The organism is Streptomyces sp. NBC_01341, from assembly GCF_035946055.1.
Classification (GTDB): Bacteria; Actinomycetota; Actinomycetes; order Streptomycetales; family Streptomycetaceae; genus Streptomyces.
In genome coordinates, this window is the sequence record NZ_CP108364.1 from 2,284,158 (window position 1) to 2,298,577 (window position 14,420).

Sequence of the window (14,420 nt, forward strand, 5' to 3'; positions counted from 1 at the left end):
GAGGAAAGCCCCCTCGATCGAACGGTGCGGCATGGCCGCGATTACTTGCCACGAGGGTCGAGTGCGTCACGCAGCCCGTCCCCCAGCAGATTGAAGGCCAGCACGGTGATGAAGATCGCCATGCCGGGGATGACCATGAACATCGGGTCGACCTCGTAGAGATCGACCGCCTGGGTCAGCATTCCGCCCCAGGAAGCCTGCGGCGGCGCGATACCGACGCCGAGGAAGCTGAGGGATGCCTCGAAGAGGATGTTCGTGGGGATCAGGAGTGTCGCGTAGACCAGGATCGGCGCGATCAGGTTCGGCAGCAGTTCGCGGAAGAGGATGAAGGGACCGCGGGCGCCGAGCGACTTCGCGGCCTCGACGAACTCCCGCTCGCGGAGCGACAGGGTCTGGGCGCGGACGATGCGGCCGATGTAGGGCCAGCTGAAGAAGCCGATGACGAAGATCAGAACCGCGATCCGCAGCGTGAGCCCCTGCAGCCCGAACGCCTCTCCCTGCAGGGAGGCCGAGATGGAGATCGCGAAGAGCAGCAGCGGGAACGCCAGGAAGGTGTCCATCAGCCGGCTGATGAAGCTGTCCACCCAGCCGCCGTAGAAGCCCGCGACGACGCCCATGACGACACCGATCACGACCGAGAGCAGCGTGGAACCGACGGCGACCACCAGCGAGACCCAGGAGCCCTCGAGGATGCGCGCCAGGATGTCGCGGCCCGTCTGCGGCTCGACCCCGAACGGGTGGTCCCAGCTGATACCGCCGAAGTCCCCCTTGGGCGCCAGCAGTACGGGGTCGACCAGGCTCTGGTTGAAGGCGTCGGGATCGAGCCCGAGGAGCGCCTGGAGCGGCTTGGACAGCAGGGCGGTGAGGATCAGCAGCACGACAACGATGCCACCGGCCATAGCGGCCTTGTCCCGCTTGAAGCGGGTCCAGGCGATCCGGCCGAGCGAACGGCCCTCGATCTGCTTGCGCGGGGCGCCTTCCAGCACCGCTTCGGGCTGCACATCCGCCCTGGTGGTCTCGATAGGTGCCGTCATTGCGGTGGAGACCCCTCTCGGCCGACGGTGGCCGGCCCATGACCGCCGCTGTAGCGGCTCGTACAAAACGTGACACACGTGATCGCACACCCCCGAACTGACCCTGTTTGAAAGAGGGATGCGCGGGGCAGGGAACACCTGCTGTGTGGAGTCTGAGGTGCCTTCGCGATCACCCGCCAGACCTGACGGGGAATGTTTGCTCAAACGTGATGCTGTCCAGAGGCTTCCGTTATCCGGACAGCTGTGCTGCGTGAGCGGACCTCTCGGCCACTAATCCGCTATAGCGGACATGCCACCCCAAGCACGTTGATGTGCTCACCAATTGACCGTCGGCCGCGCCGGGCCGACGCCCCGTCAGTACGCCTGCGGGGCCGGGCCGGGGGCGGGTGGGTAGCCGTAACCCGTGCCGGGCGCCGGCGCGTGCGCCTCGCGGTCGTAGAAGGGCCGGGAGTTGGCGCGGAGCCACATCGCGACCGGGTCGTACTCGTCGGACATCGAGACCGTGGAGACGGGCAGGCCGTCGGGGACCACGCCGATCGACTGCTGCATCATCGCGCGCACGGCGTCCACGGACGGACGGCCGGTGTCGTAGAGGTCGAGCCCGATCGCCAGGTACGGGACACCCAGCGCCGGCTGCACCCAGGCCCGCCGCAGTGCGCGGACGGCGGGGGTGCGGTGGGCGTTCTGCGACAGCAGGGCGTAGAACTGCGGGATCTCGATGGCCGGTTCGGAGAGCCGCAGCGGGCCCGCCGGCATGCGGTCGAGTCCGGTCGCGATGCGGCGCAGGTCGAGCCAGGGGATGCCGACGCCGCCGCCGGGGGCGTGCGGGTTGAGCCAGATGCCCCAGCGGTCCGGGAAGAGGGAGCGGGCGATGTCGCGGCCGGTCGTGACCTCGTGGGCCCTGCTCCAGCCGCTGGCGGAGAGTTCCTGGGCGGAGGTCACGCAGGGGGCGTAACCGAGGCCGTCGACCTCCATGTTGCCGTACTGCGCGTCGGGGGAGCCCGCGGTGCCGTGCCAGAGCAGCATCCAGACCTGCCCGCCGGTCAGGGACCTCAAGAGCTCCTCGTACGTGTCGAGGCGCCCGGGGGTCACTTGGCGCAGCATGTGCTCGACCTCTCCCCGAGCTCTCGACTCCTCCCCCACTCTCGGCTTCGCTTGAGCAGGGGATACCCCATCGGCCGCCCCCATGCCCGACGCACTCACCCTGGGTCCCGCCCCTCTTCGATCCGCTGTTCCGCCGCCCGTGTGCTCCGCGGGGCCGTGCCGCCGCTCCCGGGCGCACCGGCCCCGCCATCAAACCAGCTTATGCGCCGCCCCCGACACCGCCTCGATGCCACATGGCGGAGCGTCACTTCGCTCTCAGTACGCCTCGCGCACATAGAACGGGCGCACCTTGTCCAGCATCCAGTCGCCCACCGGGTCCCGCGCCACGTCGAGCAGGACGAGACTGACCGGCCAGGGCACCTGGACGCGGCCGAGGGCCCGGCCGAGCGCGTCCATCGGGGCGCTCTGCCCCGCGTCGTCGAGGACGGCGGCCTCGACGCCGACGAACAGGACGGGGCTGTCGCCCTCGATGCTGGCCAGCGCGCGGCGGGCGGTGCTCACCACACCCGTCGCCCGGAACTCCTCGGACACCGCGGCCAGGAAGTCGACCGGGTCCTCCTTCCAGTCCGGCTCGTACAGCCGCACCCGGCCTCCGCTCGCGGAGCCGTCCAGCGGGGTGCGGCCGGCCCGGCAGAGCTCCGCGACGGCGGGTGGCGGCAGCGGCATGCCGACCACTCCCCCGGGGTTCACCGCGATACCGACCTGCGGGGGCAGTCCGCGGGCGAAGTCGCGTGCGGGCGCGACCGTGAAGGAGAGGTGCGATCCGACGCACTGGAGGAACTGCGCCTCGGAACTGAACACGGGGACGTACGCGGCGCCGTCGATGTCGACGGTCGGCAGGTCGAGATCGGCGCTGCCGGGCCCGCCGCCGTTCGGCAGGGGCACCCAGATGTGACTGCGGCCGAGCACCTCGACCAGCCGGCCGCCGGCTCCGGGTATGCCGATGGAGGCGCCGAGCACTTCTTCGAGCTCGTTGGCCGGCCATCCGTTCGTCTGAAGGGGCGCGGCCTGGGCCGGAATGTCCACGGTGTCTGTGTCCTTTTCTCGCCATGCTGTGCGGCAGAAACCTTAGACCGGGTCGGGCCCCGGATACAGGGCCGCAGACGGGAGGGGCGGCCGGACCCGGCACGTCGTCCGCATTCCGGACGACCAGCCGGTCCGCCGCGGACTGTGCGTATGCGAACGGTGACACCCCGGCCGGGCGTCCCCGCGCGGCGGCTACTGCTGCGGAGGCCGGGCCTCCGGGAAGGAGATCCGGCCGACGGCCCCCGCGGACTCCCGGTCGAGCAGCACCGCCGAGGCGCACCCGGGCGGCAGCAGACCGCTCTCGGTGTCGCGCAGGAGCCGTCCCACGGCGCGCCGGTGCCGGGCGAAGGCGTATCCGGAGACCCCGCGCCCGCGCTCCCGCTGCCCCTGCCGCGCCACCCCGGGGGCGACGTCGAGCAGCACGAGGTGGAGGTGGCGGCCCCGGCGCCGGGCCTCACGCGCGAGCCAGCGGCGTACCCAGGCCTGCGTGCCGCAGTCGTGCACGACCACGGACGCCCCCGAGCGCAGGGTCCGCCACAGGCCGGCGTAGTGCGCGGCGCGCACCAGAGGGCGGTAGAGCGCGTACGGGAGTAATCCGGGCAGGGCCTCCGCCCAGCTGTCCCTGGTGTCCTGGGAGTCGATGGCGTGTTCCTCGACCGCACGCCGGATCAGCGTCGACTTACCGCTGCCGGGCAGCCCCGAGACCACCACCACGTCCCCCGCGGCGAAGTCCAGGGCGCGCGGGCCCCGCCCCTTCCCGTCCCGCAGATCCCGGACCACCGGTGCGGGCCCGCCCGTCAGTTCCCTGGCCGGCGCGCCCGGCTGCTGGGGCATGACCTCGTGCGTGACCCCCGCGGTCGTCGCGTAGCGCTGCAACCTCATCGCCGTCCCCCTGCCGATTCACCCACTGACCTGCCCAAGAAGTGTAAAGAAAAGGTAATGCGGCACAACCGGTCCGGACCGTACGTGTCGCGGCTGTCCGGCTCCGGACACCCGCACGGACCTGGACGCCCCACTCTCTCCCAATGCGTGCGATGATGACCCCGCCAATTGCATACCGGCCGTTTGAATCCGCGCGGGAGAGTCCCGGTCACCGTGTGCGCCGGGCGCCGAAGGAGCAAGTTCCTCCCTTGAATCTCTCAGGCCCCGTACCGCGTGGATGAGGCAGATCTGAAAAGCGGGCCGCTGCGCGGCCCCACCCAAGGTGCAAGCCGAACCCGAAGGGGACGACCCTTCAGGACCCCTTCGGGGGGTCTCGGCGAACCTCTCAGGTTCCGATGACAGATGGGGAGGGATCAACCCTCTGTCGTCATGCCCTGGAGCCATGTCCATGAGCACTGCCCCGAGCGCCGCCCCCCGTCTCACCGCCCTCGACGCCCTGCACCGGTCGCTGGGCGCCACCATGACCGACTTCGCGGGCTGGGACATGCCGCTGCGGTACGCCAGCGAGCGCGACGAGCACAACGCCGTGCGCACCCGGGCGGGCCTGTTCGACCTGTCGCACATGGGCGAGATCACCGTCACCGGCCCGCAGGCCTCGGCCTTCCTGGCCTACGCGCTGGTCGGCAACATCGCCACCGTCGGCGTGGGCCGGGCCCGCTACACCATGATCGTCGCGGCGGACGGCGGGATCCTGGACGACCTGATCGTCTACCGCCTGGCCGACACCGAGTTCATGGTCGTCGCCAACGCAGGCAACGCCCAGCTGGTCCTGGACACCCTCACCGAGCGCGCGGCCGGCTTCGAGACCGAGGTGCGGGACGACCGCGAGGCGTACGCGCTGCTCGCCGTACAGGGACCCGACTCCCCCGCCGTACTGAAGTCGGTCACGGACGCCGACCTGGACGGACTGAAGTACTACGCGGGCCTGCCGGGCACGGTCGCGGGCGTCCCGGCGCTCATCGCCCGTACCGGCTACACGGGCGAGGACGGCTTCGAGCTCTTCGTCGCCCCCGAGCACGCCGAGCAGCTGTGGACGGCCCTCACCGAGGCCGGCGCTCCGTACGGCCTGATTCCCTGCGGGCTCTCCTGCCGCGACACGCTCCGCCTGGAGGCGGGCATGCCGCTGTACGGGCACGAGCTCACCACCGCACTGACCCCCTTCGACGCGGGCCTCGGTCGTGTGGTGAAGTTCGAGAAGGAGGGCGACTTCGTCGGCCGTGAGGCGCTGTCCGCCGCTGCCGCCCGCGCGGAGGCAGCCCCGCCCCGCAAGCTCGTGGGCCTGATCGCCGAGGGCCGCCGGGTGCCCCGCGCGGGCTTCTCCGTCGTGGCCGGCGGGGAGGTCGTCGGCGAGGTCACGTCCGGTGCGCCTTCGCCCACCCTGGGCAAGCCGATCGCCATGGCCTACGTGGACGCGGCGTACGCCGAGCCCGGCACCGAGGGCGTCGGCGTCGACATCCGGGGCACGCACGAGCCGTACGAGGTCGTGGCACTGCCGTTCTACAAGCGCCGCGCGTGACACGGCCTCGCCGCACCGCGTGACGCATTCGTGTCTCACACCGTAAGACCACCGTTCATCAGCACTCCCCCGCGTACAGGAGAATTCAGGTCATGAGCAACCCCCAGCAGCTGCGGTACAGCAAGGAGCACGAGTGGCTGTCGGCCGTCGAGGACGGCGTCGCCACGGTCGGTATCACCGAGCACGCGGCCAACGCGCTCGGTGACGTCGTCTTCGCCCAGCTCCCGGAGGTCGGTGACACGGTGACCGCGGGCGAGACCTGCGGTGAGCTGGAGTCGACCAAGTCGGTCAGCGACCTGTACTCGCCGGTGACCGGCGAGGTGACCGCGGCCAACCAGGAGGTCGTGGACGACCCGTCGCTGGTGAACTCCGCCCCCTTCGAGGGCGGCTGGCTGTTCAAGGTGCGCGTCGCGGAGGAGCCGAACGACCTTCTCTCCGCCGACGAGTACACCGCGTTCTCCGGCAACTGAGACCCCAAGGGACCCACATGTCGCTTCTCAACTCCTCCCTCCACGAGCTGGACCCGGACGTCGCCGCCGCCGTCGATGCCGAGCTCCACCGCCAGCAGTCCACCCTCGAGATGATCGCCTCGGAGAACTTCGCTCCGGCCGCCGTCATGGAGGCGCAGGGCTCGGTCCTCACCAACAAGTACGCCGAGGGCTACCCGGGCCGCCGCTACTACGGTGGCTGCGAGCACGTCGACGTGGTCGAGCAGATCGCGATCGACCGCATCAAGGCGCTCTTCGGCGCCGAGGCCGCGAACGTCCAGCCGCACTCGGGTGCGCAGGCCAACGCCGCCGCGATGTTCGCGCTGCTGAAGCCGGGCGACACGATCATGGGTCTCAACCTGGCCCACGGCGGTCACCTGACCCACGGCATGAAGATCAACTTCTCCGGCAAGCTCTACAACGTGGTCCCGTACCACGTCGACGACACCGGTGTCGTGGACATGGCCGAGGTCGAGCGCCTCGCCAAGGAGTCCAAGCCGAAGCTCATCGTGGCCGGCTGGTCCGCCTACCCCCGCCAGCTGGACTTCGCCGCCTTCCGCCGCATCGCGGACGAGGTCGGCGCGTACCTGATGGTCGACATGGCGCACTTCGCGGGCCTGGTCGCCGCCGGTCTGCACCCCAACCCGGTGCCGCACGCCCACGTCGTCACGACCACCACGCACAAGACCCTCGGCGGTCCGCGCGGTGGCGTCATCCTGTCGACGCAGGAGCTCGCCAAGAAGATCAACTCGGCGGTCTTCCCCGGTCAGCAGGGTGGCCCGCTGGAGCACGTGATCGCGGCCAAGGCCGTCTCCTTCAAGGTCGCGGCGACCGAGGAGTTCAAGGAGCGCCAGCAGCGCACCCTGGACGGCGCCCGCATCCTGGCCGAGCGCCTGGTGCAGCCGGACGTCACCGAGGTGGGCGTCAGCGTCCTCTCCGGGGGCACGGACGTGCACCTGGTCCTGGTCGACCTGCGCAACTCCGAGCTCGACGGCCAGCAGGCCGAGGACCGGCTCCACGAGCTGGGCATCACGGTCAACCGCAACGCCATCCCGAACGACCCGCGGCCCCCGATGGTCACCTCGGGCCTGCGGATCGGCACCCCTGCGCTGGCCACCCGCGGTTTCCGGGCCGAGGACTTCACCGAGGTGGCGGAGATCATCGCCGCCGCGCTCAAGCCCGCCTACGACGCCGAGAGCCTCAAGGCGCGGGTGACCGCCCTCGCGGAGAAGTTCCCGCTGTACGCCGGCCTCAAGTAGGCCACCCGCAATTTGCACGCAGGGTGGGGGCACCACGCACACTGAAGAGTGAGCGCGGTGCCCCCACCCTTGTCCCCGCGCTCTTCGTGCCCACAGGCCCGTCCCGCACCACCCGGCAGACAACGGCGTCCGCCAGACCCCTTAGGAGTACTCCCGTGGCCATCTCGGTCTTCGACCTCTTCTCGGTCGGCATCGGCCCGTCCAGCTCCCACACGGTCGGCCCTATGCGCGCGGCGCGCATGTTCGCCCGCCGCCTCAAGAACGAGGGCCTGCTGGCCCACACCGCGTCGATACGTGCCGAGCTGTACGGCTCGCTCGGCGCCACCGGGCACGGCCACGGCACCCCGAAGGCCGTCCTGCTCGGCCTGGAGGGCGAGTCGCCCCGCACGGTCGACGTCGAGGGCGCCGACGCCCGCGTCGAGGAGATCCGCGCCTCGGGGCGCATCAACCTGCTGGGCATGCACGACATCCCCTTCGACGCGGACGAGCAGCTGGTCCTCCACCGCCGCAAGGCGCTGCCCTACCACGCGAACGGGATGACGGTCTTCGCGTACGACCGCGAGGGGGCTCCGCTCCTGGAGAAGACGTACTACTCGGTGGGCGGCGGTTTCGTCGTCGACGAGGACGCCGTGGCGGGCCAGGACCCGATCGTCCCGGAGGACACGGTCCTCAAGCACCCGTTCCGCACCGGCGACGAGCTGCTGCGGCTCGCCCGGGAGACCGGACTGTCGATCTCCTCGCTCATGCTGGAGAACGAGAAGGCCTGGCGGACGGAGGACGAGATCCGAGCCGGCCTGCTGGAGATCTGGCGCGTCATGCAGGCGTGCGTCACGCGCGGCATGTCCCGGGAGGGCATCCTGCCCGGCGGCCTGAAGGTACGCCGCCGCGCCGCGAACTCCGCCCGGCAGCTGCGTGCCGAGGGTGATCCGCAGGAGCACGCGATGGAGTGGATCACCCTCTACGCGATGGCCGTCAACGAGGAGAACGCCGCCGGTGGCCGTGTCGTCACCGCCCCGACCAACGGCGCCGCGGGCATCATCCCGGCCGTCCTGCACTACTACATGAACTTCGCGGCGGGCGGCTGCACCGAGGCCGAGAAGGACGACAGCGTGGTCCGCTTCCTGCTGGCCGCGGGCGCCATCGGCATGCTGTTCAAGGAGAACGCCTCGATCTCGGGGGCCGAGGTCGGCTGCCAGGGCGAGGTCGGCTCCGCCTGCTCCATGGCGGCCGGCGCCCTGGCCGAGGTTCTGGGCGGCTCCCCCGAGCAGGTGGAGAACGCCGCGGAGATCGGCATGGAGCACAACCTGGGCCTGACCTGCGACCCCGTCGGCGGTCTCGTCCAGATCCCCTGCATCGAGCGCAACGGCATGGCTGCGGTCAAGGCGGTCACGGCGGCGAAGATGGCACTGCGCGGCGACGGCAGCCACATGGTCTCCCTGGACAAGGTCATCAAGACCATGAAGGAGACGGGGGCGGACATGAGCGTCAAGTACAAGGAGACCGCCCGCGGCGGACTCGCGGTGAACATCATCGAGTGCTAGGCAGATGGGCCCTGACCAGCGCGTTCGCATCTTTCAGCGCTGTCAGGGCCTTCCCTGCTTACCCGGCGAAAAGTCCCTGGAATCTCCCTGGGACAGACATGAAAGTCCCTGAAAAGTCCCTGGGATGTCCCCCACTCTGTGACGATCCCGCCGGCCCTCCGGCTGATCGGACACGACGGAACCGCTTGCGTAGGTCCTAAGGGTAGGGTCTACCACTGGCCGTCACGGGCCTTGACCCCGAATCCTGAACACGGCTTATGCGGCTTGTGCCAGCGTAGTTGGTGTGAGGTGGAAGGCGTTCTCGAAGGCGATCGGTGATCGTTGTCCGAGGCGGGAGTGTCGGCGTCGGGTGTTGTAGCGGTGGAGCCATCTGAAGGCGTCGAGTCGCGCCTCACGCTCGTCTGGCCAGCTCTTTCGTCCCTGCAAGGTCTCGCGTTTGAAGGTCGCGTTGAAGGATTCGGCGAGTGCGTTGTCCGCGCTGGAACCGACCGCGCTCATGCTTTGCCGAACCCCTGCTGACCTGCATGCTTCGGCGAATGCTCTGCTCGTGTACTGGGCTCCGTGGTCGGTGTGCATGATCGATCCGGCGAGGCTGCCGCGGGTGCGGATCGCCGCGGCCAGGGCGTCGGTGACGAGGTCCGCGCGCATGTGGTCGGCGATCGCCCAGCCGGCCAGACGGCGCGAGGCGAGGTCGATGACGGTCGCCAGGTAGCAGAACTTCCCGCCGTCGATGGGCAGGTAGGTGATGTCGCCGACGTACTTCGTGTTCGGCCTGTCCGCTGTGAAGTCGCGGCCGATCAGGTCCGGGGCCTTGGCCGCAGCCTGATCTGGGACGGTGGTGCGGTGCCGGCGGCGAAGGCGGACTCCTTCGATCCCGGACACCCTCATGATCCTGGCGACCCGCTTGCGGTTGACCGCCTCACCGTTCTCCTCGCGAAGCTCGGCAGTGATCCTGGGGGCGCCGTAAGTGCCGTCCGATTCCTGATGCACCGCCCGTATCCGGGCCGCCAGGCGGGCATCAGCCGCCCGCCTGGCGGCCCGGTCGGCGGCCGTCCGTTGCCAGTAGTAGAAGCTCGAGCGGCTGACTCCGAGGATGCTGCACAGCCGCTTCACGCCGTGACGGCGCTGGAGGTCGGCGACACACTGGAAGCGGTTCACCAGCGCGTCTCCCCGGCGAAATACTTCGCCGCTTTGCGCAGGATCTCCCGTTCCTCCTCCAGCTCACGGACCTTCTTCCGCAAGGCTGCGTTCTCCACTTCCAGCGGGGCCGGCGGCTGAGAGGGTTCCTGCGTCCGCCGTCCCCGAGGACGGCTTACTCCGGCTGCCCGAACCCAGTTCCGCAACGTCTCCGGGTTGATCCCCAGATCGGCGGCGACCGACCTGATCGTCGCTTCGGGCCGCGACTCGTACAGCGCGACCGCGTCCGCCTTGAACTGCGGCGGGTAGTTCTTCATCACCACGAGATGTCCGTTCTCAGATCCGCAGGATCCAGTGTCTCGTGTGTCCAACATCAGGGGTCAAGGCCCCACCTCTTCATCCGGCTGCGCCAGTTCCACCATCACCAGGCAGGACGATCAACCTCCGCCATGCGTTTCTCGACGGCTGGCGCCAGCCGAACGCTTCCTCATGCCCCTTTCCGCGAGACCGGCAGCTCCAGAATGCTGGCGCTCTCACGATCGGATTGGCGGTGATCCGGGGGCAGGGTGCTTTAGGCGGCCAAGCCTCTGCCGCACTATCGTAGCAAGGCCCGGAAGGACCGGGCGGCCAAATTACGGCTCATCCGAGCGTTTCACCGAAGCTATTCGGAAACTCTTCCCTTGCTCACCTCGCCTCGACGCTTGATCATGTCGCGCGAAATCCTCTCAAGGACCGCGTCGGCATCAGGGTCATCGAACCCCATCCGCCCGGTTTGACGGTTATACCTATTGACCAGAACTTGCGGCCACGGCGAGGCAAGTCCACTGATCCTTGCATATTCACCCATCTCGGACTCCGTCGGAGTCTTGACATGCTGGAGATCAATCAAAAGGTCCGGAACTGTGAAGAACTGCGGCAGGTGGAAGTACCGATCGTGACGCCCGAGAATAATTCGCCTGCTTTCTGCGCGCAAGTCACTGGAATTCTTTTTCAGCTTCATACGACGCCCCTTCTCTTCCGGATTCCATCCGCCCCGCGGAGGTATAGCCTTTTCGATACTCCTCCATTCCGGCTCAATCACGCTCCAGGCGCGAAACGGGTCAACCTCAAGAAGAGGAGATGCGGCCACCAAAAGATGCCTGTCCGCCTTTCCATTGGCAAGGTCACATCCAGGCGTGAGCTGCACCCAATAACGCTGCGTATCCGCATGCAACAGAAGGTCACCCGTGTCAAAATTATCCCCAATGGGGGGGATCACGTAAATCCGAGACGGATGCCAATTACTAGGCAATTCCAGCGCACGCCCCACAGGGCCGCGCAGGCGATCCTCTCCATCGAGAGACAGGGTCAATTCCAGTGACCGCGTCAGACGAGCGGTTAGGAATGTGATCTTCTCCTCAGCATCGTAGTTTCCCAGCGAGGCCCACTGCTTTGAGATATCCCAGAGATACTCTCGGGTCACCTCGCGAACATGGTCTGCAAGGCCCCTGACAGCAATAGGCAATCCGCTGTCGAACGCCGCCTTCACAGCATTGATCAAAACGTCGGTGTGCTCCTCTTTGCCCACGACCTGGACGACGGGCGGCTGGGCCAGCGGCTCGACCCGCTCCGTGTATGCGGTGTAAAAGACGACTGGCACAAACCGCGTGGACTTCAAGTTGTCCAGAATCAGCTCGCCAGCGTCGTCCCTTCCCTCGTCGTCACGCACATCCAGAATTACGACATCGACAGTCTGCGCACTCAACACCTCCTCCGCTTGGGAGAATTCAGCGACCGGGATCACTCGCGGTGCGCGGCCATATGCAACATCCGACCGACGAAGCTGATCCTCTACATCCTTTCGGAAGTCCTCGTTATCCTCCACGATGACAACAGTCCACTCAGGACTGGGCTCAGGGAACGCGATAGTCAGATCCGGAATGTCCGGCTCCACGTCATCGTCGTTCCCGCCGTCCACGGCGTAATCAACTTCGGTTACGCCCTCCCCGGCTACACCATCTGCGATTGCACTCACACTCGTCTCCTAAAGGTCACCTGGAAAGCTGCTCCGCCAAGCCGACTGTCCACAAGATCAAGCACCCCACCGTAGGCGTCAGCGACACGCTCACCCACGATTGCCAGCCCGAGGCCTCCACCATTCGGTTTGCTGGAATAATAGGGCTCGAAGATGAGGTCACGAATCTCGGCCGGCACCCCGGGTCCACTGTCATCGATCACCAATGCCAAGGCCCCGTCTTCCAGTCTCTCCACTTTAAGCTCCACATACCGCGAACCCCTCGGGACCTGCTGAATCCAATAGAGAGAGTTGTCGAGCAAGTTAATAACGACTTCTTGCAGCTCGGCGGGATCAAGGGTGACGATCTCATCGACACCAGTTACTGTGACATCAGCACCGACCTTTGCGGCACGGCTTGCAAGAACGTCGACGGCCGAATTGACTGTCTCCAGCATGCTGACTTTCTTGGGCCGACCCCGGCGACGCCCTCCAAAGGGCGCAATGCGCTTGAACAGCTGGGCCAAGTAATCCGCTTGTTTATCGGCCGTACTAACGAGGCCGACGGCCTCGTCACGAAGCTCGCAAGCGTCAGCGTCGGCCAGCAACCGCCCCGCATCCCGGGTAACCCGGCGAATCCGCCCGACAGAGGACTGTCCATCATGCACAACCTCGTCAACGAGTCTGCCGAGCGTAGCGAGCCTCTGATAGCGGGCAAGCACCTCGCGAACGTGCTCCACGCCCGCGTTGATCCTGCGCTCTGCGTTGGCGACTACAGCTGCCAGCGCGCGGTCGTTGGGGTGCGATTTGCGAACGGCTTCTGCGACATCGGTGATATCAATTTCGTCAAATAGGCCGCGCCCCCGGGGCTCCTCAGTCTCACGAGTCCGTTTCCGCTGCTTGAGCCGAGCGCTTTCGAGTTCCGCGATGATCTCCGTGACCGCATCCCGCAAGCCGTCATAGGCGGGGCCCTGGAGCAGCCCCTCACGGTTTGTCTGGTCGCGTAGATCGGGGTTTTCATCTGCCGAGATACTGACAGTTCCGATTATCTGTGAGTTACTCAGACGCATCCGGGGGTTGTTTACGCGTCGGGCATCGAGCGTGAGCCAATCGTCACCACGTTCCCCGAATGGCAGAACCCGGAACCCATCGCGGTAAACGCTCACTCCAGCCCGCTGATCGAGCAGATCACGGAACTGCTTAGTTGACAGATTGAGTCCACCGTCGGCAGTCAACTGTGAGATTGCATCTCGGTCCCGGTCATAAACCCGGAGGTCGATGGAGAAGGGGCCGCTAGTAAGCATCCCGTCAGTACCTCGGTGCTGCGCGTTGCGGTCAAGCGCCACTTGGTGCAGGTACGGAGCCCTGCCGGGGATCGTGATCTCAAGGTCCGCCGTCCCGTCGGCCGACACGGATCCGGACAGCCGATACGGGGGGTTCATCAGTTCGGTCGGAGGTTCGATCGGTCCGGCCAACGCTTCGAACTCTCGAGGCAGATCGAGCACGATCTCGAAGTCCCGGTTACCATCCGCACCCGGGGGCGCGATGAGGCGGGAGAGATCACGACGGAGAGCAAGAAGATCTGACTCTTCCCAGCTACGCGTCAGGCCTTCCAACAGCAGCAGCGTGCCACCTGAGCGGCTCGGCAGATCGACTTGTTCCCAAAGCGCGGCCGCACGCCCGCCGTCGTGGAAGTCCACTGCCGCTCGTTCGGTCACATCGAGCTCAACTTGGTCCAGATAGACGTCTGGATCCCTGAACTGACGCCAGTCAACTCCGACTTCGACCTCGCTCGACTCGCCCCAATGCCGACTGATCAAAGTCATGGAGTCAGCCAGTCGAGCAGCTGCGAACCGCCCAACGCCCTTCTCCCCCAAGACGCGGCGACCACGCGGAGTGGTTCTCCCACGCATCCGATGCGGAGTGGCGATCTCCAACCAGATGTCCGTGACGGTTTCGGCAGTCATTCCGGATCCGTCATCCAATACCGCCAGCCCTCCATGGCCTTCTCGAAGCTCGCCGGTGAAACACAGGACAACGCAGCTCGCATCAGCGTCGTAAGCGTTCTTGACCAGCTCTACGACTGCCACAGTCTCGCTACTGATGAGTTCCGTACCGATGGTGTGAAGCAGCCTCGCACGAGGACGGAGCGTTGGCATGGTGACCTCCTGGGAGCAGATGGTAGATCACCGGGCATCCCCACGTCCGCCGCGGCTCCGATGCCCCCTTTTAACTGTTGGTGCGCTCGATGTTCCTACGGCATGTACCGACACGCAGGGGGAGTCGGTACATCTGAGGGGCGGCCGCGGTGCAGAGGCATTGGATCAAGACAGATTCTGTCAATTCCGGTCTTGTGCTTGTAACTTCAGCAGGTAGCACC

11 protein-coding genes and 1 riboswitch are annotated in these 14,420 nt (G+C 67.1%); of the genes, 4 read left to right on the forward strand and 7 right to left on the reverse strand.

Annotation, left to right across the window (positions count from 1 at the left end; genetic code table 11):
- Positions 1 to 41: 41 nt before the first annotated feature.
- From OG206_RS09695 to OG206_RS09710, 4 genes are all read right to left on the reverse strand, one after another.
- Entirely contained in the window at positions 42 to 1,034 is a 993-nt protein-coding gene (locus OG206_RS09695; RefSeq protein WP_327114317.1) for an ABC transporter permease, read from the reverse strand.
- A gap of 354 nt (positions 1,035 to 1,388) precedes the next feature.
- On the reverse strand, positions 1,389 to 2,138 hold the full coding sequence (locus OG206_RS09700) for an enhanced serine sensitivity protein SseB C-terminal domain-containing protein (protein WP_327114319.1): 750 nt from the start codon (positions 2,136 to 2,138) through the stop codon (positions 1,389 to 1,391).
- Positions 2,139 to 2,393: 255 nt separating this feature from the next.
- Positions 2,394 to 3,164: an enhanced serine sensitivity protein SseB gene (locus OG206_RS09705; protein ID WP_327114321.1), complete on the reverse strand. Its 771-nt coding sequence runs from the start codon at positions 3,162 to 3,164 to the stop codon at positions 2,394 to 2,396.
- A gap of 192 nt (positions 3,165 to 3,356) precedes the next feature.
- Positions 3,357 to 4,046: an AAA family ATPase gene (locus OG206_RS09710; RefSeq protein ID WP_327114323.1), complete on the reverse strand. Its 690-nt coding sequence runs from the start codon at positions 4,044 to 4,046 to the stop codon at positions 3,357 to 3,359.
- Positions 4,047 to 4,230: 184 nt separating this feature from the next.
- A riboswitch (glycine riboswitch) is annotated at positions 4,231 to 4,328 on the forward strand.
- Positions 4,329 to 4,494: 166 nt separating this feature from the next.
- Here OG206_RS09710 and gcvT point away from each other — a divergent pair.
- The 4 genes from gcvT to OG206_RS09730 all read left to right on the forward strand — a co-directional run bounded on the left by gcvT (position 4,495) and on the right by OG206_RS09730 (position 8,910).
- Entirely contained in the window at positions 4,495 to 5,622 is a 1,128-nt protein-coding gene (gcvT, locus tag OG206_RS09715) for a glycine cleavage system aminomethyltransferase GcvT (RefSeq protein WP_327114325.1), read from the forward strand.
- 92 nt (positions 5,623 to 5,714) lie between these two features.
- Entirely contained in the window at positions 5,715 to 6,092 is a 378-nt protein-coding gene (gene gcvH, locus OG206_RS09720) for a glycine cleavage system protein GcvH (RefSeq protein ID WP_327114327.1), read from the forward strand.
- A 17-nt stretch (positions 6,093 to 6,109) separates the two neighbouring features.
- Positions 6,110 to 7,369, forward strand: coding sequence for a serine hydroxymethyltransferase (gene glyA / locus OG206_RS09725; RefSeq protein WP_327114329.1), 1,260 nt, complete (start codon positions 6,110 to 6,112; stop codon positions 7,367 to 7,369).
- A 155-nt stretch (positions 7,370 to 7,524) separates the two neighbouring features.
- The gene (locus OG206_RS09730) at positions 7,525 to 8,910 is read left to right on the forward strand and encodes an L-serine ammonia-lyase (RefSeq protein ID WP_327114331.1); all 1,386 of its coding nucleotides are present in this window, start codon (positions 7,525 to 7,527) and stop codon (positions 8,908 to 8,910) included.
- A gap of 255 nt (positions 8,911 to 9,165) precedes the next feature.
- On the opposite strand, the gene OG206_RS09735 is transcribed toward OG206_RS09730, so the two are convergent.
- The 3 genes from OG206_RS09735 to OG206_RS09745 form a co-directional block, all read right to left on the reverse strand.
- Positions 9,166 to 10,370 (reverse strand): IS3 family transposase gene (locus tag OG206_RS09735; RefSeq protein ID WP_327111122.1). Its coding sequence is split into 2 segments (ribosomal slippage): positions 9,166 to 10,079 and positions 10,079 to 10,370, totalling 1,206 coding nucleotides; the frame shifts between segments, so codons are not numbered across the junction.
- Between the two features lie 338 nt (positions 10,371 to 10,708).
- Positions 10,709 to 12,061 (reverse strand): response regulator, encoded by a 1,353-nt coding sequence (locus tag OG206_RS09740; protein WP_327114333.1) that lies wholly within the window; start codon positions 12,059 to 12,061, stop codon positions 10,709 to 10,711.
- On the reverse strand, positions 12,058 to 14,199 hold the full coding sequence (locus tag OG206_RS09745) for a sensor histidine kinase (RefSeq protein ID WP_299533907.1): 2,142 nt from the start codon (positions 14,197 to 14,199) through the stop codon (positions 12,058 to 12,060). Before OG206_RS09745 ends, OG206_RS09740 begins: the two co-directional genes overlap by 4 nt.
- Positions 14,200 to 14,420: the final 221 nt, after the last annotated feature.